At 61.3% G+C, this 23,142-nt stretch carries 22 protein-coding genes and 1 pseudogene; 17 read left to right on the top strand and 6 right to left on the bottom strand.

Annotated elements, in window-relative coordinates:
- Positions 1–88: 88 nt before the first annotated feature.
- The 11 genes from lepA (at position 89) to ABSE61_RS15435 (ending at position 10,619) form a co-directional block, all read left to right on the top strand.
- Positions 89–1,894, top strand: coding sequence for a translation elongation factor 4 (gene lepA / locus ABSE61_RS15485; protein ID WP_423872002.1), 1,806 nt, complete (start codon positions 89–91; stop codon positions 1,892–1,894).
- A 165-nt stretch (positions 1,895–2,059) separates the two neighbouring features.
- The gene (locus ABSE61_RS15480) at positions 2,060–3,244 is read left to right on the top strand and encodes an acyl-CoA dehydrogenase family protein (protein WP_423872001.1); all 1,185 of its coding nucleotides are present in this window, start codon (positions 2,060–2,062) and stop codon (positions 3,242–3,244) included.
- Positions 3,245–3,409: 165 nt separating this feature from the next.
- A complete protein-coding gene (locus ABSE61_RS15475; RefSeq protein ID WP_423872000.1) occupies positions 3,410–5,377 on the top strand; it encodes a methyl-accepting chemotaxis protein in 1,968 nt (655 codons plus the stop codon).
- Positions 5,378–5,432: 55 nt separating this feature from the next.
- Complete coding sequence (locus ABSE61_RS15470) at positions 5,433–5,918, top strand: DUF1801 domain-containing protein (RefSeq protein WP_423871999.1); 486 nt, start codon at positions 5,433–5,435, stop codon at positions 5,916–5,918.
- Between the two features lie 58 nt (positions 5,919–5,976).
- Entirely contained in the window at positions 5,977–6,927 is a 951-nt protein-coding gene (gene mepA / locus ABSE61_RS15465) for a penicillin-insensitive murein endopeptidase (RefSeq protein ID WP_423871998.1), read from the top strand.
- 178 nt (positions 6,928–7,105) lie between these two features.
- On the top strand, positions 7,106–7,315 hold the full coding sequence (locus ABSE61_RS15460; RefSeq protein WP_423871997.1) for a TOBE domain-containing protein: 210 nt from the start codon (positions 7,106–7,108) through the stop codon (positions 7,313–7,315).
- Positions 7,315–7,821, top strand: coding sequence for a hypothetical protein (locus ABSE61_RS15455; RefSeq protein ID WP_423871996.1), 507 nt, complete (start codon positions 7,315–7,317; stop codon positions 7,819–7,821). Before ABSE61_RS15460 ends, ABSE61_RS15455 begins: the two co-directional genes overlap by 1 nt.
- A 205-nt stretch (positions 7,822–8,026) precedes the next feature.
- The gene (gene modA / locus ABSE61_RS15450) at positions 8,027–8,812 is read left to right on the top strand and encodes a molybdate ABC transporter substrate-binding protein (protein WP_423871995.1); all 786 of its coding nucleotides are present in this window, start codon (positions 8,027–8,029) and stop codon (positions 8,810–8,812) included.
- 14 nt (positions 8,813–8,826) lie between these two features.
- Positions 8,827–9,522: a molybdate ABC transporter permease subunit gene (modB, locus tag ABSE61_RS15445; protein WP_423871994.1), complete on the top strand. Its 696-nt coding sequence runs from the start codon at positions 8,827–8,829 to the stop codon at positions 9,520–9,522.
- Positions 9,523–9,524: 2 nt separating this feature from the next.
- A complete protein-coding gene (modC, locus tag ABSE61_RS15440; RefSeq protein WP_423871993.1) occupies positions 9,525–10,205 on the top strand; it encodes a molybdenum ABC transporter ATP-binding protein in 681 nt (226 codons plus the stop codon).
- A gap of 135 nt (positions 10,206–10,340) precedes the next feature.
- A complete protein-coding gene (locus ABSE61_RS15435) occupies positions 10,341–10,619 on the top strand; it encodes a hypothetical protein (protein WP_423871992.1) in 279 nt (92 codons plus the stop codon).
- A gap of 60 nt (positions 10,620–10,679) precedes the next feature.
- On the opposite strand, the gene ABSE61_RS15430 is transcribed toward ABSE61_RS15435, so the two are convergent.
- Positions 10,680–12,476 (bottom strand): potassium/proton antiporter, encoded by a 1,797-nt coding sequence (locus tag ABSE61_RS15430; protein WP_423871991.1) that lies wholly within the window; start codon positions 12,474–12,476, stop codon positions 10,680–10,682.
- A gap of 203 nt (positions 12,477–12,679) precedes the next feature.
- Here ABSE61_RS15430 and ABSE61_RS15425 point away from each other — a divergent pair, with 203 nt between their 5' ends.
- Complete coding sequence (locus ABSE61_RS15425) at positions 12,680–13,990, top strand: mechanosensitive ion channel family protein (RefSeq protein WP_423871990.1); 1,311 nt, start codon at positions 12,680–12,682, stop codon at positions 13,988–13,990.
- Positions 13,991–14,094: 104 nt separating this feature from the next.
- Positions 14,095–14,919 carry a type I methionyl aminopeptidase gene (map, locus tag ABSE61_RS15420; RefSeq protein WP_423871989.1) on the top strand — a complete coding sequence of 275 codons (825 nt, stop codon included), beginning with the start codon at positions 14,095–14,097 and terminating at the stop codon, positions 14,917–14,919.
- On the opposite strand, the gene ABSE61_RS15415 is transcribed toward map, so the two are convergent.
- Entirely contained in the window at positions 14,916–15,485 is a 570-nt protein-coding gene (locus tag ABSE61_RS15415) for a CGNR zinc finger domain-containing protein (RefSeq protein ID WP_423871988.1), read from the bottom strand. The genes map and ABSE61_RS15415 overlap by 4 nt on opposite strands.
- Positions 15,486–15,670: 185 nt before the next feature.
- On the opposite strand from ABSE61_RS15415, the gene ABSE61_RS15410 reads away from it, so the two are divergent.
- On the top strand, positions 15,671–16,072 hold the full coding sequence (locus ABSE61_RS15410) for a lipocalin-like domain-containing protein (protein WP_423871987.1): 402 nt from the start codon (positions 15,671–15,673) through the stop codon (positions 16,070–16,072).
- 37 nt (positions 16,073–16,109) lie between these two features.
- Here ABSE61_RS15410 and ABSE61_RS15405 read toward each other — a convergent pair whose 3' ends face one another.
- Complete coding sequence (locus tag ABSE61_RS15405) at positions 16,110–17,303, bottom strand: MFS transporter (protein WP_423871986.1); 1,194 nt, start codon at positions 17,301–17,303, stop codon at positions 16,110–16,112.
- 89 nt (positions 17,304–17,392) lie between these two features.
- Positions 17,393–17,950, bottom strand: coding sequence for a TetR/AcrR family transcriptional regulator (locus ABSE61_RS15400; RefSeq protein WP_423871985.1), 558 nt, complete (start codon positions 17,948–17,950; stop codon positions 17,393–17,395).
- Between the two features lie 279 nt (positions 17,951–18,229).
- On the opposite strand from ABSE61_RS15400, the pseudogene radC reads away from it, so the two are divergent.
- The 3 genes and pseudogenes from radC to ABSE61_RS15385 all read left to right on the top strand — a co-directional run bounded on the left by radC (position 18,230) and on the right by ABSE61_RS15385 (position 20,075).
- Positions 18,230–18,919: pseudogene (radC, locus tag ABSE61_RS15395) on the top strand (RadC family protein).
- Between the two features lie 176 nt (positions 18,920–19,095).
- Positions 19,096–19,281: a hypothetical protein gene (locus tag ABSE61_RS15390; protein WP_423871984.1), complete on the top strand. Its 186-nt coding sequence runs from the start codon at positions 19,096–19,098 to the stop codon at positions 19,279–19,281.
- Positions 19,282–19,310: 29 nt separating this feature from the next.
- Positions 19,311–20,075 carry a hypothetical protein gene (locus tag ABSE61_RS15385; protein ID WP_423871983.1) on the top strand — a complete coding sequence of 255 codons (765 nt, stop codon included), beginning with the start codon at positions 19,311–19,313 and terminating at the stop codon, positions 20,073–20,075.
- A 161-nt stretch (positions 20,076–20,236) separates the two neighbouring features.
- On the opposite strand, the gene ABSE61_RS15380 is transcribed toward ABSE61_RS15385, so the two are convergent.
- Positions 20,237–21,553 (bottom strand): MFS transporter, encoded by a 1,317-nt coding sequence (locus ABSE61_RS15380; RefSeq protein ID WP_423871982.1) that lies wholly within the window; start codon positions 21,551–21,553, stop codon positions 20,237–20,239.
- A gap of 124 nt (positions 21,554–21,677) precedes the next feature.
- Positions 21,678–23,126 carry a phosphonoacetaldehyde dehydrogenase gene (phnY, locus tag ABSE61_RS15375; RefSeq protein ID WP_423871981.1) on the bottom strand — a complete coding sequence of 483 codons (1,449 nt, stop codon included), beginning with the start codon at positions 23,124–23,126 and terminating at the stop codon, positions 21,678–21,680.
- Positions 23,127–23,142: the final 16 nt, after the last annotated feature.

The raw sequence follows: 23,142 nt of genomic DNA, 5'->3' as shown, positions 1-23,142 counted from the left end.
CGCCGTGAAATCAGCTTGACGTGAAGAAGCCTCGTTAAAATACCGCAATATGGTTGCCGCACTGGGACGCGAATGCTATCCCGCGCCCATGACCTCAGTCCCGATTTCGAACATCCGCAACTTTTCGATAGTTGCGCATATCGACCATGGCAAATCGACGCTGGCCGACCGCCTGATCCAGACCACCGGCGGGTTACAAGCGCGCGAGATGAAGGAACAAGTGCTCGATTCCATGGACATCGAGCGCGAGCGCGGGATCACGATCAAGGCGCAAACCGTGCGGCTGACCTATGCGGCCAAGGACGGCAAATCCTACATCCTCAATCTGATCGACACGCCCGGCCATGTCGATTTCGCCTACGAAGTGTCGCGCTCGCTCGCGGCCTGCGAAGGCTCGCTGCTGGTGGTGGATGCGAGCCAGGGCGTCGAAGCACAAACCCTCGCCAACGTCTATCATGCGCTGGACGCCGGCCACGAAATCGTGCCGGTGCTGAACAAGATCGACCTGCCGGCCGCGGAACCCGAACAGGTCAAAAAGCAGATCGAGGACGTCATCGGTATCGATGCGTCCGACGCGGTGATGATCTCGGCCAAGACCGGCCTCGGCATCGACGAGGTGCTGGAAGCCATCGTGCATCGGCTGCCGCCGCCGAAAGGCGATCGCGAGGCGCCGCTGAAGGCACTTCTGGTCGACAGTTGGTACGACGTCTATCTCGGCGTTGTCGTGCTGGTACGAATCGTCGATGGCGCGATGAAGAAGGGCCAGCGCATCCGGATGATGGGCACCGGCGCCGCCTACGATCTCGAGCGGGTTGGCTTCTTCACGCCGAAAATGCACCAGGTCGAGGAACTCGGTCCCGGCGAGATCGGCTTCATCACCGCCGCGATCAAGGAAGTCGCCGATACGCGCGTCGGCGACACCATCACCGACGACCGCAAGCCGGTCACCGACATGCTGCCGGGCTTCAAGCCGGCGATCCCGGTGGTTTTCTGCGGCCTGTTTCCGGTCGACGCCGACGATTTCGAAACCCTGCGCGCCGCGATGGGCAAACTGCGGCTCAACGACGCCAGCTTTTCGTTCGAGATGGAAACCTCCGCCGCGCTCGGCTTCGGTTTCCGCTGCGGCTTCCTTGGGCTGTTGCATCTGGAAATCATCCAGGAACGCCTGCAACGCGAGTTCGATCTCAACCTGATCGCGACCGCGCCGAGCGTGATCTACCGGATGCATTTGACCGACGGGCAGTCGATCGAAATCCACAACCCGATCGACATGCCCGACGTGGTGAAGATCGCCGAGATCCAGGAGCCGTGGATCGAGGCGACGATCCTCACCCCCGACGAATATCTCGGCAGCGTGCTGAAGCTTTGTCAGGACCGGCGCGGCTCGCAGAAGGAACTCACTTACGTCGGCAATCGCGCCATGGTGAAATACGAACTGCCGCTGAACGAGGTGGTGTTCGATTTCTACGATCGCTTGAAATCGGTCTCAAAGGGCTACGCCTCGTTCGACTATCACCTTACCGACTACAAGCCGGCCGATCTCGTCAAGATGCAGATCCTGGTCAACAACGAGCCGGTGGACGCGCTCTCGATGCTGGTGCACCGCACCCGCGCCGAAGGCCGCGGCCGCGCCATGGTCGAAAAGATGAAGGAACTGATTCCGCCGCACATGTTCCAGATTCCGATCCAGGCCGCGATCGGCGGCAAGGTGATCGCGCGCGAAACCGTGCGGGCGCTGCGCAAGGACGTTACCGCCAAATGCTATGGCGGCGACATCACGCGAAAGCGCAAGCTTCTGGAGAAGCAGAAGGAAGGCAAGAAGAAGATGCGGCAGTTCGGCAAGGTCGACATCCCGCAGGAAGCCTTCATCGCCGCGCTGAAGGTCGATAGCTGAGCCTTAAGCGCTGAAAGAGCCCCGCAGCGCTGCAAGAGCGCTGCGGCCCCCGCTGTTGCCACCCGACAATTCTGCATCGAGTTGCCTTGCGTCCATCTTGATCCCGGCCGCGAGTTGGATCAACATGGCGCTAATTGATCACTCGATAAAATACAGGGGAACGCCATGAACAAGCCCGTAGCCGGGAGTATCGCCTCGGGCCTCGTCGAACGCGCCAAGGCGCTTGCACCCCTGATAACGGCAGAGGCCGACGAAATCGAGCAGACCCGGCGCCTGACGCCAAAGGTGGTATCAGCTCTGATCGAAAACGGGCTTTATCGCTCGCTGTTGCCGAAAAACATCGGCGGATTCGAATCCCCACCCATGGTTTTCATGGAAATGCTGGAGGAAATCGCCAAGGCCGACGCCTCCACGGCCTGGTGCGTGGGTCAATGCTCGGTCGTCGCCATGACGGCGGCCTATCTCGATGCGGACGTGGCGCACCAGGTTTTCGACAAGCCCGACGACATCATGGCTTGGGGCGCGATCGCCCATGCGGTACAGGCGGTTCCCGGCGGCTATACGATCAGCGCGCGCTGGGATTTTGCCAGCGGCTCGCGTCAGGCCAACTGGCTCGGGGCGCATGTTCAGGTGCTTGAAGCCGACGGCAAGACGCGGATGAGGCCGAACGGGACGCCTGAAATCCTCACCATCGTCTTTCCCATGTCCAGCGCTACCATGCACGACATGTGGAACGTGATCGGGCTCTGTGGCACAGGCACCGATTCCTATTCGGTCGAAAATCTGTTCGTCCCCGAGAATTTCGCCGCGCTGCGCGACGACTTCTCGGAGCTGCGCGAGAAAGGTCCGCTTTACGGCATCACGACCTACAGCATGTTCGGACTAGGCTTTGGCGCGGTGGCGCTCGGGGTCGCCCGCGCCACGCTAGATGCGGCGATTGATCTCGCCCGCAAGAAGCACTCGGTCGGCATCGCCGCAATGAAGGATAACAGCGCGGTCCAAGGCCTGATCGGCCGCACCGAGGCCAAACTGCGCGCGGCGCGCGCCTATCATTTTTCCACCGCTTCGGAAGCCTGGCAGGAAATATTGAGCACTGGGCGGCTCTCGGAGCAGTGTAGAGCCGCCATTCGTCTCTCGGCGACCTATACCATTCACCAGGCGGCCGAGATCGTCGATACCGCCTATCACATGGCGGGCGCCACGGCCGTGTTCAAATCGAATCCTTTCGAACGACGGTTCCGCGACATGCACGCCATCGCGCAGCAAATCCAGGCCCGCGACAATCACTTTGAAGACGTCGGCAAGATGATCCTGACCAACAGCGTGATCCCGCGCGGACCGACCATGTAAGGCTGAGCTGTCACGCTCGACTAAGGTCGAAGCGAAAGGCGCGCGTCACAATGGCGTCATTCCAGGATTTAAGGCCGCCGGCAAGATCAACCGGGCTTCAAAGGCAATCAGATATTAAGCACTTTCTGGGAATTTCGGGCCAACTTTTGCAAGGCCTGAAATCCCATGTTCCAGCTTCGGTCGATTGCGGCACGCCTGATCCTTGCGATTTCGCTGACGGTTGCGGCGGCCTGCGGAATCCTTGGAACATTTTCGGTGATGCAGGAGCGCGCGCTGATGCGCCTTGCGCTCGATCAGCAACTCAAGCTGCAATATGACAGCGTGATTGCGACCCTCGACTATGAAGGGCGCGCGGGATTGGCGGTCAGCGCGGTGCTGGCCAACCTGCCTCCGGTTGCGGACGCCGTCGCCAAAGGCGATCGCGCCGCGATGGAGCAGTTGCTGAGCGCGCCGCTCGAGGCGATCAAGGCGCAAGGCATCCCGCTGATCAGCTTCCACGCGCCACCGGCCATCAACTTCTTCCGCGCGCACGATCCGAAGCATTTCGGCGAAGACATCTCGGCCCGGCGCAATACGGTGGTGGAGTCGAACAGGACTGGAAAACCCATCGTTGGCGTCGAAGCCGGCCGGGACTCCCTCAGCATTTTTGCCATGACACCGATCATGCGCGACGGAAAGAGCATTGCCGTCGCCGATATCGGCGTCTCCTTCAACAAGCAGTTCGTCGACAGCGTCAAGCAGCGCTTCGGTGTCGACCTCGCGGTGCATCGTTTCGACGGCAAGGCCTTTGCCAACATCGGCTCGACCTTCGTCGAGCAATCCTTGGCGACCCAGGAAGAGTTGAAGAGCGCCTTTGAAGGCAGCGCGCTTCGCCGCGACACCACACTGGGCGGCCATCCGGTTGCGCTCTATCTTGGACAAATCAAGAACTATGCTGGCCAGCCGGTGGCCGTGATCGAACTGGTCAAGGACACCACCGCCTATGAAGCGGCCTCCACCAGTTCGCAGCGCACGCTGATTTTCGGCACCATCGCCATTCTGATCGCCGCCGCTTTGCTGGCGCTTGTGATCGGCCGCGGGATGTCGCGTCCGTTGACAGCGATCACCGCCGTCATGAACCGCCTTTCCAGCGGCGATACCGACGTCGAGATTCCCGGCGCCAACCGCAAGGACGAACTCGGCACCATGGCCGGCGCCGTCGACGTATTCCGCCGCAACATGATCGAGTCGCGGCTATTGCGCGAGGAGCAGGAAGCGGCCAAGAAACAGAGCGAACTCGAAAAGAGCGCGCTGCAACGGAGCATGGCCGACCGTTTCGAAGCCGACGTCAAGAGCCTCGTCAGCGCGGTGGCGCGCGCGACCGAAGACATGCAGCGCGTCGCCTCGGAAATCACCGCAAGCATCAACGGCACGTCGGCGCAGGCCACTGCAGCCGCCGCGGCGTCCGAGGAAGCTTCCTCAAGCATCAACACGGTCGCGGCGGCCACCGAAGAGCTCGCCTCTTCCGTGGCAGAGATCAGCCGCCAGGTCACCCATTCCAGCGACGTCGCCGACGCCGCGGTCGGCAAGGCCGCGAAGACCAACCAGATGGTGGGAGCGCTGGCCGCTTCCGGAGAAAAGATCGGCGACGTGCTTCGCCTGATCAGCGCGATTGCCGGCCAGACTAATTTGCTGGCACTGAATGCAACCATCGAGGCGGCGCGCGCCGGTGAAGCCGGCAAGGGCTTTGCCGTGGTCGCCTCCGAGGTCAAGGAACTGGCAAGCCAGACCGCCAAGGCCACCGAAGAGATCGCCGGGCAGGTCGCGTCAATCCAGGCTTCCACCGCAGAGTGCGTGACCGCGATCGGCGGCATCGGCAACACCATCCGCGAGATCAGCGCGATTGCCACCACGATCGCCTCCGCCGTCGAAGAACAGGGAACGGCGACGCGCGAGATCGCCCAAAGCGTCCAGCAGGTCGCCGCCGGCACCAGCGAAGTCGCCGTCAACGTCGCGGGCGCCAGTCAAGCGGCCGAGCAATCGCGCGCGCTCGCCGCGACCGTGCTCTCGGCATCTGGCGAACTCAGCCAGCACGCCTCGGCGCTGTTCAAAAGCGTCGATAGTTTCCTCGCCGGCCTGCGTGAAGCCGCGTAAGATACGCTTTCAAGCGAAGGCTTGAGGGCGCTGCCGAAGGGCCGGGAACATCGACATGACCGGCACATCCAAGAGTCTTGGCAAACCGAAATCGGCCACGACCTCGGCAACCACCGTCGACGCGGTATTCAGGGCCTATCCGACACCGGCAAAGCCAAAATTACTGGCGCTGCCCCGGCTGATCCTTGCTACGGCCAAAGCCACTCCGGGCGTCGGCCGGATCGAGGAAGCCTTGAAGTGGGGCCAACCGAGTTACCTCACGCCGGAAACCAAAAGCGGCAGCACCGTCCGCATCGATCATGTCGCCGGCAAACAGCTTGCGATCTACTTCCATTGCCAGACCGATCTCGTCGCGACCTTCCGCGAACTCTATCCCGACAAATGGAGCTATGGCGGTAACCGTTGCATTCTCTTAAACGTCGAGGACGAGCTCGATGAAGCAGCGCTCCGCCACTGCATCGGACTCGCTTTGACTTATCATTTGAACAAGCGGAATGCGCGGGCAGCGACCCCATCACGCAGCAAGCGGGCCCGCACTTAAGTCGTCTTCCCCGATTGGTGAATTCCCTGCTGCCGATACGTCGGATAGAGTGCCGACCATGAGTCGGCATCCATTTTTTATCTCGATATTTCTGGCCCTCGTGTTCGCCACCGGCAGTTTTGTTGCGCTGGCCCAGGACAAAGGCAGTGTCGATCCAAAGCCGTTGCCGGCGCTCGCCAATCCGAACGATCCCAAAATCGGCGCCAAGGAGTTGTTCGGGCGCAAGGTCCTGCCGGCGGCCATGCCGACGAAGGTGATCGGCTTCTACTCCAAGGGCTGCATCGCCGGTGCGCAGCCTTTGCCGATCAACGGCCCGACATGGCAGGTGATGCGGCTGTCGCGCAATCGCAATTGGGCGCATCCGGAGATCGTTGCGTTGCTGGAGCGGTTGTCGGCGAAAGTACACAAGGACGCCGGCTGGCCGGGCATTCTGGTCGGTGACATGTCGCAGCCGCGCGGCGGCCCGATGTTTACCGGCCACGCCAGCCATCAGATCGGCCTCGATGCCGATGTCTGGCTGACGCCAATGCCGAACTACACCCTGTCACGCAACGAGCGCGAGGAAATGTCGGCCGTGATGATGGTGCGATCCGATCGGCTCGACATCGATCCAAACACATGGACGCTGCAACATCTGACGGTGATCCGCGACGCCGCGCAGGAGCCGAACGTGCAGCGCATCTTCGTCAACGCCGCTATCAAGAAGGCGCTTTGCCGCGAAGCCAAGGGCGATCGGAGCTGGCTCTCCAAGATCCGGCCGATGTATGGCCACGACTATCACTTTCACATTCGCATCAAATGCCCCGCAGGCAGTACCGCCTGCACCGGCCAGCCGGATAACACGGAGGGCGAGGCCTGCAGCGCGGCCGATCTTGCTTACTGGTTCACGGACGAAGTGCTCCACCCCAAGCCGTCGCCTGAACCGGCCGAACCGAGACCGGGGTTGACACTGGCGCAACTGCCGGCGGAGTGCCGTCAGGTCCTGGCCGCACCGAACGCCAAGCAATAGCGGGCATTAACATTCGGATTGCGAGCCTATCGCACCCCGGTTGTATGCGGTAAGATATATCGTCGCTGATGCCGTAAGCATGGCGGCTTAACCGGGACGACAATCCCATCTTCTGTTTCATTAGAAGACCGTCATGCCCGCGGCGGATCGAGCGCGGCCCGACAGCGTGGAGACCATCATGCGCATCAGTGCACGCAACCAGATCAAAGGCACCGTTCTTGAAGTCAAAAAAGGTGCGACCACCTCTCACGTTCGGGTCGATATCGGCAACGGGCAGGTTATCACCTCCTCGATCACCAATGAGGCGGTCGATGAGCTCGGCATCAAGGCCAAGGGTCATGTGACCGTGGTGGTAAAGGCTTCTGACGTCATGATTGCGGTGGATTGATGCGTAAATCCCTCTTCGTTGCCCTCACTTTGCTTGCCGCCGCTCCTGCGATGGCAGCGGAAGAGCCGAGCGGCTGCGACAAGTTCAAATGGAATATCGATCATGCACGCGCGCTTCTGATCGCGCCGGATCGCGCGAAGCTCGGTTCGGGCAGCGAACTGGCCGCGTTGCCGTCAACCGGCGTGACGATTGCCCTCGTCGCGCCAGCCGACGCCAAACTGCCGACGCCGCCGGAACGCGCGCCGAAGGACGGCACTTATGCCGGCTTCGCGAAATTTGCGGCTCTGCACAAGGCTGGAAGTTACACGGTCAGCCTTTCCAATGGCGCGTGGATCGACCTGGTGCAGGACGGTCATTTTCTAAAGCCGACGGCATTTAGCGGCGCGACGGATTGCGAAGGGATTCGCAAAACCGTGAAGTTCGACCTTTCGGCAACTCCCTTCGTGATTCAGATCAGCGGCGCCAGGGAGAATTCGCTCTCGATCGCGATCGAGCCGTCGGAATGAACGGCCCGCCGCCTCGGCCGAGGCGGCATTTGGGTACTTTGACCGGGACCATCCGCCTGTTATTGTTTTCTTTTAGCGAAGTTCCCGCCGGCCGTAAGCCGGTGGGAACAGCGGAACGGCGCTTTCGCTGGTCGCACCTTACGATGGACCAAGACCTGATGTCGCGCGCCGCATGTCGGCCAGCGTTCAGGCGCGGAGCGCTGCCATGAACCGGCATGTCAAAATTCTGTTCGCTCTCGCGATCGTGGGCGGACTTTCGTCCTCGTCAGCATCCGCCGAGGAAAAAGGCCTGACGGTATTTGCCGCGGCCTCAATGAAGAATGCGCTCGACGACATCGACGCCGCCTACACCGCCAAGACCGGCGTCAAGGTGGTTGCAAGCTATGCGGCAAGCTCCGTGCTGGCCAAACAGATCGAGCAGGGCGCGCCTGCCGATATTTTCCTGTCCGCCGATACTGATTGGATGGACTACGCCGCCAAACAAAAAGCCATCAACACGGAAACCCGAACCAACCTGCTCGGCAACAGCATCGTCCTGATCGCGCCGAAAGATTCTTCCATCGGCAGCGTGACGATCGGCCAGGGCTTCGACCTCGCCAAGCTCGCCGGCAATGGCCGGATTGCCACCGGCGACGTGAGTTCGGTCCCCGTCGGCAAATACGCCAAGGCCGCGTTGGAACAGCTCGGCGCGTGGGAGATGGCCGCGCCCAAATTCGCGATGGCCGAAAGCGTGCGCGCCGCGCTGACGCTGGTGGCGCGCGGCGAGGCGGTGCTCGGCATCGTCTACGCCACCGATGCCAAGGTCGAACCGGAAGTGAAAATCGTCGGCAACTTCCCGGCCGATTCTCATCCCGCCATCATCTATCCGGTCGCCGCGACCACCTCCGCCGGCACGGGCGCTGCCGCCTATCTTGCTTTTCTGCATTCGCAGGCCGCCAAGACCATTTTTGAAAAATACGGATTCAGCTTCCTGATCCGCCCCTCATCCTGATCGCATTTATCGGCGTGTTCGACATTTCACCCACGGAATGGACCGCGATCCTGCTTTCGCTGCGGGTCGCGACCGTCGCCACGCTGGTGGCGACGCCGATCGCCGTCGCGGTGGCGTGGTTGTTGGCGCGCCGGGAGTTTTGGGGCAAGGCGCTGCTTGACGCCGTCATTCACCTGCCGCTGGTGCTGCCGCCTGTGGTCACCGGCTATCTCCTGCTGCTCACTTTCGGCCGCCGCGGCGCGGTCGGGGCTTGGCTTGCCGAACATCTCGGTCTCGTTTTTGCGTTTCGCTGGACCGGGGCAGCGCTCGCCTGTGGAATCATGTCGTTCCCGCTTTTGGTTCGGCCGATCCGCCTCTCGATCGAGGCCGTGGACCGGCGGCTGGAACAGGCCGCCGCGACGCTCGGCGCCGCCCCGTGGCAGGTGTTCTTGACCGTGACGTTGCCGCTCGCTCTATCCGGTGTGCTCGCCGGAATGGTGCTTGGATTTGCCAAAGCGCTCGGCGAATTTGGCGCAACCATTACATTCGTTTCGAATATTCCCGGCGAAACCCAAACCATTTCGTCTGCGATCTATTCGCTGATTCAGACCCCGGATGGCGATACGGCGGCGCTGCGGCTGGTGGTGATCTCGGTCTTGATCTCGACGGCCGCGCTTGTTGCTTCGGAATGGTTTTCCCGGCGCGCCTTGCAGCGCCTGCACGGGAGCTAATCATGCTGCGTGTCGACGTCTCCAGGCGATTGGGTGAATTTACCGTCGAAGCCGCCTTTGCGAGCGAAGGCCGCGTCACCGGGCTATTCGGCGCCTCCGGTGCCGGAAAGACGTCGCTGATCAATATGATCGCGGGTCTGCTGCGGCCCGACCGTGGCATCATCGCCATCGATGGCGAGACACTCGATGATACGTCCGCGCGAACACACGTCCCGGTCCACCGCCGCCGCATCGGCTATGTCTTCCAGGATGCGCGGCTGTTTCCGCATCTCGACGTGCGCGAAAATCTTGACTATGGGCGGCGCATGAACCGCCTAACGGAGGATGCCGCGCAATGGCGGCGCGTCACCGAGCTTCTGGACATCGGCGAATTGCTGGATCGCCGCCCTGGAAAATTATCCGGCGGTGAGCGCCAGCGCGTGGCGCTCGGGCGGGCACTGTTGTCGCAGCCCCGACTGTTGCTCATGGATGAACCGCTGGGCTCGCTCGATGAAGAGCGCAAGGAAGAGATCCTGCCCTATCTCGTTCGCCTGCGCGACGAAGCCGGCATCCCCATGGTATATGTCAGCCACGACCCATCCGAGATGCGGAAGCTGGCGACGCAAATCGCGATCATCAAGCGTGGCCGCGTGACCGGGTTTGGCGGCACCGAGGTATTGCCTGCGGCGCACGCGCCTGCCTGACGCGATTGAAAGCGTACATTTCGCCGGAAGCGTTACCATTAATGATCTCCGTAAGGTAAACGCGCGACCTCCGTTGACGCCCGACCTCGCGGGCCTATTGGTGATGACATCGCAAACCCAAAGGCAGCCATCAAAATGTCTCGCGTTTATGCCGCATTGATTATTTCAGCACTTTCCGTCGCTGCCCTTCCGACCACAGCTTCGGCCCGATGTTATGGTTGCTACGCCCCGCCACAGCCCTGCGGCACCTGCTATCAGCCGCAAGTCATTCCGCCGCAATACCGCACTGTGATGGTGCCGCAGACCGCGATGGTCGCGCCGCAATACGCTGTCCGCGAGCGCGTCGAGATGGTTGCGCCTGCCCGCACCTATTACGCGCCGGTCGTGCCGCGCTGTGGTTCCTGCGGCTACTGATAACAGCAGATTTGAATCGATCGATGGCAGGGCCAGATGTGGCCAGCGCCATTTTCTTTTTTAGATCCCCGCCACCGACGACCAGAAGCTGGCCAATTTCTGCTTGAACACATCAAGTGGCCGCAAGGCCGGTGGCGGCTCTTCCGGATCTTCGGGCAGACGAAGACCGATGATATTCACCCTGCCGCCGCTGATGCTGCGCGCCACCAGCACGATGGTGTCGAGATCGAGCGTCGCGCCTTCTTTGGGCGCATGGTCGAGATGGATGTCGAAGTAGTCCGCGAGCGTCAGGCCGGCCTGATCGGCGTCGATCTTGACGCCATAGACTTCGGCCAGTTCGCCGAGCGTGTGCTCACCTGACACGGTGAAATCGCCAAGCAGATGCGGATCCGGCGCCGAACTTGGCGGCATATCGACAAAGAAACGGTCGAGCGCCTCGGCCTTCTCGGGCGGCGCAAGCAGGTAGACGTAATCGCCCGGACGAACCGGATCGGCCTCCGCCGGCGAGAGAATGTGTTGGTCGCGAATCACCAGCGTCGGCTTCGACCAGGACGGGGTCAGGCCACGGCGGAAGAACAGGCTTTTTGGCCGCACGGGATAGCCGACCAATTCCTGCTCGAGCTGTCCGGGAAGATCGAGTTCGACCCGCCGCGGGCCGCGATCGGCGCGCGGCAACGCCACATGCAGCCGCCGCGCCGCAGCCGCCAGCGTCCATCCCTGCAACAGAAGCGAAATAACGACGATGACAAAGGCGACGTCGAAATACAGATAGGCCTTCGATAGGCCGACCAGCATCGGAATCGACGCCAGGAAGATCGCAACCGCGCCACGCAAGCCGGTCCAGGCGATGAAAATTTTCTCCCGCCAGTTGAAGCGAAACGGCGCCAGGCAAATAAACACCGCAAGTGGGCGCGCCACCAGCATCAGGACCAGAGCGATAACCACCGCCGGTCCAATGCTCCCGACCAAACGCTGCGGCGAGGCGAGAAGCCCGAGCAGCACGAACATCACGATCTGCGCCAGCCACGTCGCCGCATCCAGGAATGTCACCACCGCATTATGCGCCCGCGTCGGCTGGTTACCGATGATGATGCCGGCAAGATAGACGGCGAGAAAACCCGAGGCGTGCGCGATCTGCGCGGCGCCAAATATCACCAACGCCGCCGTGAGCACGAACGGCGCGTGCAGGCCTTGCGGCAGCGCTACGCGGTTGAGCGAAAACACCACAAGCCTGCCGCCGACGACGCCGGCGACCGCGCCCAGCACCGCCTCACGGCCGAGTTCGATGGCCACATGGGTGAACGAACTTCCGCCGACCGAAATCAGCTCGACCAGCATCAATGTAAGAAACACCGCAAACGGATCGTTGGTGCCGGATTCGGCTTCCAGCGTCGCACCGACGCGCGGACGCAGCCGTAATCCTTGTGCATGCACGAGCAGAAACACCGCCGCCGCGTCGGTCGAGGCGACGACGGCGCCGACCAGCAAGGCCTCGGTCCAGTTCAGATCGAGGGTATATTTGGCAACCGGCGCGGTGATCAGCGCGGTCAGCAATACGCCGATGGTCGCGAGCACCATCGACGGCGCGATCACGGCGCTGATGTTCTGGAAACGCGTTCGCAGGCCGCCGTCGAACAGGATCAGCGCCAGCGCCACCGATCCCACCAGATAGGTGGTGCCCAAATCGTCGAACTGGAGCTTGCCGGGGCCGGACTCCCCAGCCATGACGCCGATTAGAAGAAAGACCAGCAGCAACGGCGCGCCGAAACGGAGCGCCAACAGGCTCGACAAGATGCCGGCCATCACGAGCACCGCACCGAGCAGAATGGCTATGCTGACCGAGTCGAGAGAGGCCATGGGTTTTACGTAAATCCTTGCAACAGCATCCTTATCGTCGCCACAGTTCGACGCCAACCCATTTCTGCCGTGGCGCGGTCGGCAGACCCATCACGCCTTTATGGCCGTGGTCGCGATAGCGCGAATGCCTCGGTTATGTGAGAATCTGGCCTGCATTCGAATCAAGTCCTCCATAGCGATTGCCCCGAACCGAGATTTTGACGATGGATATAAGCGACGTCATCGAATACCTGCGAATGGTGGCGCGCTCCGTTGGCGCCGAGATTTCCTCACCCTTTTTCTATCTGCAATTCGGCCTGATCCTCACCGCCGCCGGAATAGCCTTGGCCGCCAATGCCGCGCTTCAGGCGCGCATCAACACCGATTCGCTCGCCGATCGCTGGCCGCCCCCGCTGCGGCGCCTCGCCCATCTGCTGGTCGAAAGCTTCTCCACCATCGTATTTGCCGTTCTGGTCATTGCCGCGCGTATTGCGATGTACCATTCGACCTGGCCGAGCCGCAGCTACATGCTGGTGGTCGCGGCCAAGCTCGCGCTTGCCTGGCTGATGATCCGGCTTGTGACGTCGGTCATCCGCAACGCGTTCCTGGTCAAACTGATATCGGTGTCGGCGTGGGTGATCGCCGCGCTTAGCGTCATCAACCAACTCGATCCGGCGGTCGATGCGCTGGATTCGATTTCGATCGTCCTGGGCGGATTGCGGCTGACGCCGCTGGTCGTCATCAAGCTCGGCCTGCTTTTGATCGCCGCGCTCTGGCTCACCAATGTCGCCAGCAATTTTGCCGAAAACCGCATCAACCAATCGACCGACCTGACGCCGTCGATCCAGGTGCTGCTGGTGAAGATGATCCGGATGGGGCTACTGATCCTCGCGGTCGCGGTGGCGCTCAGTGCGGTCGGCATCAACCTGTCGGCGCTGGCGGTGTTTTCGGGCGCAGTCGGCGTTGGCATCGGCATCGGCCTGCAAAAGATCGTCGCCAACTTCATCAGCGGCATCATCCTTTTGGCGGACAAGTCGGTCAAACCCGGCGACCTAGTCACCATTGGCGAAAGTTCGGGCCGCATCAGCGCGATGAAGACGCGCTACATTTCGGTCGCCGCCGGCGACGGCCGCGAATTCCTGATCCCGAACGAGGACCTGGTGACGCAAAAGGTCACCAACTGGACCTATACCGACAAGAACACGCTGGTGAAGGTGAATTTCGGCACCAACTACGAATCCGATCCGCGGCGGGTTTGCCGGCTGGCGGCCGAAATCGCTGGCTCGGCGGCCCGCGCCATCAAATCCAGGACGCCGAACTGTATCCTGACCGAATTCGCCGAGACCGGCATGAGGTTCTCGCTGACCTTCTGGATCGCCGACCCCGACGGCATGGATAACGTCAAGAGCGACGTCATGCTGTCGCTGTGGGAGGCGTTCAAGCGCGAGGGCATCCGGGTGCCTTATCCGGTGCGAGAACTCCGTATTCGGGGCGGGGCGCTGCCGGTCGATACCACGGTGGAGGTCTCCAATTGACGGTGGTTTCGGGCCTCGCACGCCCTCCGGATCGCTTGCACGGGGCGCGCCAATCATTAAATTAGACCCTTCAATCCACCCTCCCAACGAGACACGATCCGCCAATGAGCTATGTTGAGGCCTCCGACACGTCCCTGCGAAAAACCGGGCAGATCAAGCTCCATGGCGCGAGCTCTTTTGCCGGCATGCGCAAGGCTGGCGCGCTGGTGGCAAAATGCCTCGACGAACTGACCGACATCGTCAAGGCCGGCATGCCGACCTCCGAGATCGATGATTTCGTCCGCGAATTCTCCTTCAGCCATGGCGCCTTTCCGGCGACGCTGATGTATCGGGGCTACCGTTATTCGACCTGCACCTCGATCAACCATGTGGTGTGCCACGGCATGCCCGGCGACCGGGCGCTGAAGGAAGGCGATATCGTCAATATCGACGTCACCTTCATCGTCGACGGCTGGTATGGCGATTCCAGCCGAATGTATGCGATTGCGCCGATCGCGCGAAAGGCCGAGCGGCTGATCGAGGTGACCTATGAGGCCATGATGCGCGGCATTGCCGCCGTGAAGCCCGGCGCCACCACCGGCGATATCGGCCACGCGATCCAGAGCTTCGTCGAACCGCAGGGCATGAGCGTGGTGCGCGATTTCTGCGGTCACGGTCTCGGCCGGCTGTTCCATGACGAGCCGAACATCATTCATGTCGGCCGTCCCGGCGAAGGCGTGCCGCTCAAACCCGGCATGTTCTTCACCATCGAGCCGATGATCAATCTGGGCAAGCCTCACGTGAAGATCCTGTCCGATGGCTGGACGGCGGTGACGCGGGACCGCTCGCTGTCAGCGCAGTTCGAGCACTCGGTCGGCGTGACCGCGACCGGCTTCGAAATCTTCACGCTGTCGGAACGCCATCAAGAGAAGCCGCCGGCACTGGCCTAGTCCTCGCGTTTGCGCCGGCGGAATTCCCGGACTTTAGCCTTGTTGCCGCAGGCCGACATCGAGCACCACCGACGGTCGCCTCTGCGCGAGGTATCGACAAAATAAAGCGTACAGGTTGGCGACTGGCATTGCCGAACGAGCCTTGCGGCTTCACTGCCGAAGAGTTGCACGGCTTCACGCGCCAGCGTGACGAGAAGAGCTTCAGCGCCTCCTTCCAGACGCGTGGTCCCGTCGGGTTGAAGCGACGGCACCGCGGACGCGCCGGCGGCGATGTTATTTAGCGTCTTGCACGCAGCTTCGGCCTCGGTCCCGCGGCGCCCTCCCGCCAGAATATAGATCGCCTCGCGCAGCGCTCGCGCCGCAGACAGGTCTTTGGCCGTCGTCTTCGATGTCCTGAAGGCCATCCCGGCCGAGACCAGCCAACGACCGAGGTCATCGGGCGAGTTCAGCAGTTCGCGCGGCGATGGACCGAGCCTGGCCTGCAAGGTAGCGGGCAAATCGATCGCATTGCAGCCGCCACGAAAGCGAAAGCCATCCCGGTCTTCGGGCAGGTCGTGGGCATCCATGTAACCTGATTGACAGGTTTCATGTTGTATGGCAAGGGCACTTGAAACCTCATATACAGGTTACAAAGAGATCGCAGATGACATCTCGCGCGTTGCTGAACCGTGTATTCATCTCAGGCCTGATAGCCGGCGGAATCGCTTCGGCGCAGGCCGAGGGGCTAGCCACGCTCGAGGGAAGCTGGATCATGGAGCAGGCCTACGAAATCCGCGCCGACGGCACGCGCACGACCAATTATGGCGAGCACCCAAAGGGCCTGCTCATCATTGATCACGCCGGCCGCTACAGCATGCAGATTTTCAAGGTCGGACGCCCACCCTTCGCGAGCAACGACAAGGCCCGGGGAACACCAGAGGAATACAGCGCGGCTTTGATCGGCATCAGCACGCATGTCGGCCGGGTCACGCTCGACCGGGCGCGACACCAGCTTGTCTTCGACGTTGAGGCCGCGTCCTTTCCGAATTGGGAGGGCAAGCGGCAGATACGCGATTTCAGCTATGACAACGGCCTGCTGAGTTATGCCGTCCCAGCCAGCGCGTCGGGCAGCGCAACCATCGCCTGCTCGATCTGGCGCCGCGCCGCCGATTAGGCATCGACGCGTTGCGTCAGAAGCGATTAATCCTCTCTCATTCCGTTGCGAGATAGATCAGCGCGGCCATCGGCAACAGGCCGCCGATCCACGCCGCCAACGTCCATCCACTGTGGGCATAGGCCCAGGCGCCGACGGCCGAACCCGCCGCTCCAGCAAGGAAGAACGTCGTCATATAGAGGCCGTTCAGCCGGCTACGATGTTCGGCGCCGAGCATGAACAGCGCACGGTAGCCGAGCACGACATTGCCCTGGACGCCGAAGTCGATCGCGATCGCGGCAACGGCGAAGGCGGCCAACGACAGCGACGAGCCATGGGCGGCGATCAGCGTCAGTGCGAAACCGCCCGACGTCAGCAGCATGGCAACCGCCGTTGCCGGCCGCGTCCAACCGCGATCGGCGAGGCGGCCCGCGATCGGAGCCGAGATCGCGCCGGCAGCGCCGACAAGCGCAAACAAAGCGATCCCGGTCTGCGACATGTGGAAGTCGGGGCCAGCCAATACCAAGGGCACCGTAGTCCAGAACAGGTTGAACGCCCCGAACAGACCGGCCTGATAGAGCGCGCGACGCCGCAACATCGGCGTGTCACGCGCCAGATGCAGCATCGATGCGAGCAAAGCGCCATAGCCGAGGCGCGCCTGAGGCTTCCGCACCGGCAAGGTCTGGCGAAGCAACAGCGCCAGCAACACCATGATCGCGGCCGACATGGCATAGACCGCGTGCCACGACGACACCGAAGCGATGAAGCTCGACAGCGGCCGCGCCAGCATGATGCCGAGCATCAAGCCGGTCATGATATTGCCGATCACGCGGCCCCGAATCCGCTCGGGCGCGAGATGACCGGCATAGGGCACGAGGATCTGCACGGCGACCGATCCGAGACCGACACACAACGCGGCCGCAAAGAACGGAACGGGATGCGTCGAGTAAGCTGCGGTCGCGAGCGCGACCGCGCCAAGCGCAAGGACGGATACCACCAGCCGGCGATTCTCGACGAGATCGCCGAGCGGCACGACAAAGAACAGCCCCACACCATAACCGAACTGCGTCATGGTCATGACCAGGCCCGCCGCCTGCGGCGACAGGCGCAGTTCAGTCGCGATCGGGCCAACCAGCGGCTGCGCGTAATAGATGTTGGCGACGATCAGGCCGCAGGACAGCGCGAGCAGGAAGGTGATCCAGTTCGAGATCGAGGGCCAATGGTCGGGAAGATCGGAGGCGATCGTTGTCACGTCTTTTTTCCTTATTTTGGGAATGCTCTATTTTGGGAGCATCCATTCTCTAAATTGCCAAAAAGGTCGGCGAGTGAAAGGTGAACTCATCAGGCGAGAAGTTTCATCGCGATATTGACGGCGGCGGCGGTGTCCTGTGGCGCCCGCCCGGATTTGCCGACCACGCGCAGGCCCTGGGTGAGGCAGACCATCACGCGTGCTGTCGCCTCCGGATCGATCCCCGTTGAAACCGATTTGTCCGCCTGCCCTTGCCGGATCAGGTCGGCGAGGAAGGATTCATTCTTGGCGATGCTGGCATTGACGCGTGCGGCGACTTCGCGGTCCAGAATCGCAAGTTCGACGGCGCTTCCGACCACGAGACAGCCGCGCCGGCCTTCGATGCCCTTTGAGACTTCGACGAAATGCGCGAGTACGTCGCGCAGCCGCTCGCGCGCCGGTTTGGCACTGCGCGCTGCGGCGGCAATCTGCTCCTTGCGCAGCACGATATGGCGGTCCAAGGCCGCCAGAAACACGGCGCGCTTGTCTTTGAAGGCCTTGTAGATGCTGCCGGAGGCCAGTCCCATGGCATCAATCAGGTCGCCGATCGATGTGGCGTTGTAACCCTGTTCGCAAAACACGCGGATCGCCTGGTCAAGCGCTTCGTCCATGTCAAACTCGCGCGGGCGCCCGCGGGGGCGCACGAGTTCTTCGGTTTCTCTAGCCGTCCTGCTCATGGTCGACATATAGGGATGGATCATTCTCTAAATCAAATCACGCTTGCGTGGGCAACGGCCTAGTCATTTGATGACGCATGATCTCAGCGCAAACGCCTTCGGCGTTTGTCGTGAGGGAAAACCGCTCCACACTTTTCCGGATTATGCTATGGACATGGCCATCGCCCGTACTTCCCGGTTGCAAAACTTGGCCACCACGGCACATTGCAGCCGATGAGCAGCGACACCGGCGATCCAATCAATCCGAAGGCCGCGCGCGAGGAGCCGCCGCATTACCACGGCCATCGGGAACGGCTGCGCGAGCGCTTTCGCCAGGCGGGCGCGCTCAGCGACTATGAGCTGCTCGAAATGGTGCTGTTCCGCGTTATTTCCCGTGGCGACGCGAAGCCGCTGGCCAAGACCCTGATCAGGACTTTCGGCTCGTTCGCGGAAACCATCCATGCCCCCGAAACGCGCCTGCGCGAAATCAAAGGCGTTGGCGAAGCGACCATCACCGAGTTCAAACTGATCGCTGCGGCATCGCATCGCCAAAGGCGAGCTTCGAGAGCGCGCGCTACTCTCATCATGGAACGAGATGATCGACTATTGCCGCACCAACATGGCGTTCGCCGACAAGGAGCAGTTTCGCATCCTGTTTCTCGACAAGCGCAACCAGCTGATTGAGGACGAGGTGCAGCAGACCGGCACCGTGGGCCACACGCCGGTTTATCCGCGCGAGGTGATCAAGCGGGCGCTGGAACTATCTGCAGCAATTTGATCCTCGTGCACACCCACCCCTCCGGCGATCCCTCGCCCTCTCAAGCCGATATCCAGATGACGAAAGCGATCATCGGCACCGCCTCACCGCTCGGCATTTCCGTGCACGACCACATCATTGTCGGCAAAGGCGGCATGCGAGTTTGAAGGCGATGAAGATCTAGCAAGCGGTTTGAGTTCGGACAGCAGCACTGCCATTCAACGCCCATAAGAAAAAGCGAGCCAATGTGAATGACCTCACATGGAGCGCTTTGACCTTGTGCTTAGCTGATCTCACTCAACCATTAATAGAATATTTTTCTGGATGGGAGTGAGGCATAAGGATGAGTGGCAAACCTCCCATTCCGAAGCGTGGTGCTTTTCCAACGGCGCAAGACGTGCGCGACAAGGCGCCACCCTACATCCCTGACCACGATGCGGCAGACGATCAGCAAGGCACCAAAAATCGTTCGCCGGATCCTGCTCAACCTGAAGACGATCGGAACGATACCAAGGAAACGGACAAATAATCTGGTTCATTCAAGCAAGGAGCAACACCATGGCTATTGAACTTGGAGGAAGTGGACGAGGCAAAACCCCCAGACGCGGCGCATCCCCCTCGCTGAGGAGCGAGTTGGCGGCCGCCATGCCGCATACCCCGGTTGAAAGAGCACCGCCGAATTTCCTGACGCTGCCCGATCAGATTTCATCGTGGGGCAATTTCGACCATGGCGATTGCGTCACCGCCGAAGAGGCATTCGCAAAGGCCTGTTATAAGCCGGAAGTCTTCATCACGGACCAGATCGCGATGGCCTGGGCCACAAAGCATCACGTGCTCGAAGGCGCCAATATCCACCAGGTCTTGGAGTGGATGCAGAGCGGTGGTTTTCAGGAGAGCGGAAAGACCTTCGACGACGGTCTGATCTTCTCGGTCGACTGGACCAATCCGTCCACGCTCAACAGCGCGATTTCGAAAGGGCCGGTCAAAATCGGCGTCGCCGCAACCCAACTCGAAACGGCCTGGCGAACAACCAACGGTCAGACGGGATGGTTTGGTCTCGGTTTCAAGCAAGACAATGCCGAGGACCATTGCGTCAGTCTCTGCGGTTACGGCTCGCTCGCCTGGCTTGGGGGGCAGCTCAAGGCCGCGCTTCCGGCCGGAGTCGACGGCACCAAGCCCGGCTACGCCCTGTTTACGTGGGACTCCATCGGCATCGTCGATCAACCTTCGCTGATCGCAATTACCCACGAGGCATGGCTTCGGTCCCCAACCACGGTGATAAAGCCCGGCCAGATGGCTGAAGGCCACCGCGCCACGGTTTGAGGCGAACATGATAGCGCGCCGCAGTTGATCCAAGCGTGCTAGATTCAACGGCGCAGCAAAATGCCGACCGCCTCATAGGCGGCCGGCACGATTTGAACCAGCCTGATCGATTCAACGAGGCACAGCTCCCCGCGCACCCGGAGGCCACATCGACAACAAACCTAGCGTCTGATGAACATCGCGACCAAGGCGCTGGCGGCGGAACATACCGCGACGATCACAAACACGACCGAAGTTTGCTGGGTGCTGTCCATGAAATGTCCGATCAAGGGCTCACCCAATCCGGCAAACAGATAGGCGCAGAAATTCATGACGCCTGTCGCCGTTCCCGCGCGCTTGTGGCCGACCAGATCCGGGCACAACGCCCAGAACGATGATTGCGGCCCATAGACAAAGAAGCCGCACAGGAACAGCACGACCAAACCCTGGTAGACGGCAGTGGTTGGAATGGTCGACATGTAAAGCGCGGTCACGCATGCCAGCGCCATATAGAGCACGATCGCCGCATAGCGGCGCGAGTTGAAGATATGATCGGACACCCAGCCGTTAGTGAATGCACCCACAGCCATGCCGACTGGCAGCGCAATGCTGATCCAGCGCGGATCGATCACCGCCGAACTGGCATCGGCCTTGGCCCAGTCGGCACCCAGGAAATGAACGGGAACCCACACCAGCAGTCCGTAGCGGGCAGCGTTCTGAAAGCCGATCGAAACGCTCGCCACCAGCAATCGCCAGTTCGACAGCACGGCCTTGTATCTGGAAAAGGAGCTTTCGGAATCGATGACCGCGGCGGCCTCCCTGGCCGCATCATCCACCGCGTCGTCATGCGGTGAATCAAATCCCATATCTTCCGGCTTCTCGCGGGCGATCAGATAGAATGCAACGCCGCCGACCAGCAAAAGCGTGACCGGAATTCTGAATATCCAGCGCCAGTCCAGCTGGAAGTGGCCGACGACAATCAGCGAGGTCACGAACGAAAGCACCGAAGCGAGCCCGGCTGCGAAGGTGTAGAGGCCGTAGACCGTCCCGCGCTCGTGACGGCCCCACCAGTTCGACAACAGCCGGCTGCCCGGCGCCCAACCCATCGACTGGAAATAGCCGTTGATGCCCCAGAAGACCGAGAGACTGACAACGCCGGTCGACAGGCTGGTGGCCCAGTTCATGATAAAGGACAGGACCGCGCCCGCGCTCATGACACGCCGGCCACCGAACTTGTCGCCGAGGTTACCGTTGACCGCCTGGCCGACGGCATAGCACCACAACAGCGCCGCGCTGGCCCATCCGAGCGCAGCCTTGCTGACGCCGAACTCCGCCTGAATGCCGGGAATGGCGAAACCGAATGTCTGCCGTCCGGTGTAGAAGAAAAGGTAGCAAAACATCGCCGCAAGCAGCATCCGCCACTGCGCGCGACGGAACGAGGTCATCGGATGTGTCAAGCCCAGCGAGCCTACGCCCGCAGGATCGGATACCGTCGACATTGCAACCCTCCCTGATTTCTAGCTGAAATTTCCTCGCCGTCTCTCCGCAGCTATTATTATGAAATTTTGATGTACTATTTTTGTCAGCTGCGGCTCTGCTGACTTACTTCACACAGGGTAAAGTCTAGCCGGGCCAGGGAAGCGAATAGGTCTTCAAATTGGTGAAGCTCTTCATCGCTTCCTGAACCCCTTCCTTGTATCCGAGGCCGGAGTCCTTGATGCCGCCGAACGGCGACATCTCGATGCGATAACCCGGCACCTCCCAGACGTTGACCGTTCCAACATCGAGTTCGTTGACGAACCGCGTGATGTAATCGAGACGGTTGGTGCACACGCCCGACGAAAGGCCAAAGGCCGTCGCGTTGGAAATCCGGATGACGCTATCGATATCGTTGGGGACCCGGATGATCGGAATCACCGGCCCAAAGGTCTCCTGCATGACCAGTTCGCAGGTGTAGGGAATGTGATCGACTACGGTCGGCGGATAAAGCGCGCCGTTGCGATCGTTGCCATGCAGCAGTCTCGCGCCGTTCTGCACGGCATCGTTGACGCGGCGCTCGAATTCCGTTGCGGCGCGCTCATGAATGACGGTCCCGACGTCCACGGCTGGATCCATCGGATCACCGCATTTCAGTTTCTTCGCCCGCGCGAGCACCAGTGCTGCAAATTCGTCCGCGACGGCTTCAACGCAAAGGATGCGTTTGACCGCCGTGCAGCGCTGGCCCGAATTCTTGGTGGCGCCAACTACCGCCAATTCGGCGGCTCTCTCCAGATCGGCATCCTCCATGACGATCAAGGGATCGTTGCCGCCAAGTTCTAGCACCAAGCGCTTATAGCCGGCATTGGCGGCAATGTGCTTGCCGACACGCACCGATCCGGTGAAGGTAATCAAATCGGCGTCGGGATCGGTGATCATCGCATCTCCCATGGAGTGCGGATTTCCTGTGACGATCGACAGCATTTCAGGCGGGAGACCTGCCTCATAGAGCACGTCGGCCAACGCCAGCGCGGTCATCGGCGTCAGTTCGGTGGGCTTCAACACGATCCGGTTGTTGGTAGCGATCGCGGGCGCAATCTTGTGGCTCACCATGTTGAGCGGATGATTGAACGGCGTGATCGCCGAAATCGCGCCGAGAAGCGGCGTGCGCATGGTGAAGATCTTGCGCGCCTTACCTTGAGGGCTGATGTCGCACGAGAATACCTCGCTATCGTCCTTGATCGTGAGCTGGCCCGCGAATGAATAGACATCGTAGGCGCGGCCTGCCTCATAGAGCGAATCCTTCCAGCAAAGACCGGACTCGACCGTAATCAACCGCGCGAATTGCTCTTTCCGGTCAGCCAGGATATCCGCGGTCCGAAGCAGGATCTTCTGACGTTCATACCGCGTCAGCTTCGGCTTGAATGCTTTGGCTTTGGCAAAGGCATCACGCACATGCTCGGAGCGCGCGGCAGGAACCGTGCCGATGATCTTGTTGGTGTAAGGATTGAAGACCTCGACACGCTCGTCGGTATCGACAAAGGCCCCTGCGATCCGCATCTTCTCATGACGTACGGCTTGCGCTTGGATATTCATGCGACGCTCCTGCCGG

Source organism: Bradyrhizobium sp. (genome assembly GCF_049519115.1).
GTDB lineage: Bacteria > Pseudomonadota > Alphaproteobacteria > Rhizobiales > Xanthobacteraceae > Bradyrhizobium.
The sequence above is the reverse complement of the archived record's forward strand: the minus strand, read 5'-3'. Positions and strand labels throughout refer to the sequence as shown.

Bases quoted from the DNA above. Each gene is read 5' to 3' on its own strand.
- lepA (WP_423872002.1), top strand. From the start codon at position 89: ATGACCTCAGTCCCGATTTCGAACATCCGCAACTTTTCGATAGTTGCG.
- ABSE61_RS15480 (WP_423872001.1), top strand. From the start codon at position 2,060: ATGAACAAGCCCGTAGCCGGGAGTATCGCCTCGGGCCTCGTCGAACGC.
- ABSE61_RS15475 (WP_423872000.1), top strand. From the start codon at position 3,410: ATGTTCCAGCTTCGGTCGATTGCGGCACGCCTGATCCTTGCGATTTCG.
- ABSE61_RS15470 (WP_423871999.1), top strand. From the start codon at position 5,433: ATGACCGGCACATCCAAGAGTCTTGGCAAACCGAAATCGGCCACGACC.
- mepA (WP_423871998.1), top strand. From the start codon at position 5,977: ATGAGTCGGCATCCATTTTTTATCTCGATATTTCTGGCCCTCGTGTTC.
- ABSE61_RS15460 (WP_423871997.1), top strand. From the start codon at position 7,106: ATGCGCATCAGTGCACGCAACCAGATCAAAGGCACCGTTCTTGAAGTC.
- ABSE61_RS15455 (WP_423871996.1), top strand. From the start codon at position 7,315: ATGCGTAAATCCCTCTTCGTTGCCCTCACTTTGCTTGCCGCCGCTCCT.
- modA (WP_423871995.1), top strand. From the start codon at position 8,027: ATGAACCGGCATGTCAAAATTCTGTTCGCTCTCGCGATCGTGGGCGGA.
- modC (WP_423871993.1), top strand. From the start codon at position 9,525: ATGCTGCGTGTCGACGTCTCCAGGCGATTGGGTGAATTTACCGTCGAA.
- ABSE61_RS15435 (WP_423871992.1), top strand. From the start codon at position 10,341: ATGTCTCGCGTTTATGCCGCATTGATTATTTCAGCACTTTCCGTCGCT.
- ABSE61_RS15430 (WP_423871991.1), bottom strand. From the start codon at position 12,476: ATGGCCTCTCTCGACTCGGTCAGCATAGCCATTCTGCTCGGTGCGGTG.
- ABSE61_RS15425 (WP_423871990.1), top strand. From the start codon at position 12,680: ATGGATATAAGCGACGTCATCGAATACCTGCGAATGGTGGCGCGCTCC.
- map (WP_423871989.1), top strand. From the start codon at position 14,095: ATGAGCTATGTTGAGGCCTCCGACACGTCCCTGCGAAAAACCGGGCAG.
- ABSE61_RS15415 (WP_423871988.1), bottom strand. From the start codon at position 15,485: ATGGATGCCCACGACCTGCCCGAAGACCGGGATGGCTTTCGCTTTCGT.
- ABSE61_RS15410 (WP_423871987.1), top strand. From the start codon at position 15,671: ATGGAGCAGGCCTACGAAATCCGCGCCGACGGCACGCGCACGACCAAT.
- ABSE61_RS15400 (WP_423871985.1), bottom strand. From the start codon at position 17,950: ATGGACGAAGCGCTTGACCAGGCGATCCGCGTGTTTTGCGAACAGGGT.
- ABSE61_RS15390 (WP_423871984.1), top strand. From the start codon at position 19,096: ATGAGTGGCAAACCTCCCATTCCGAAGCGTGGTGCTTTTCCAACGGCG.
- ABSE61_RS15385 (WP_423871983.1), top strand. From the start codon at position 19,311: ATGGCTATTGAACTTGGAGGAAGTGGACGAGGCAAAACCCCCAGACGC.
- ABSE61_RS15380 (WP_423871982.1), bottom strand. From the start codon at position 21,553: ATGTCGACGGTATCCGATCCTGCGGGCGTAGGCTCGCTGGGCTTGACA.
- phnY (WP_423871981.1), bottom strand. From the start codon at position 23,126: ATGAATATCCAAGCGCAAGCCGTACGTCATGAGAAGATGCGGATCGCA.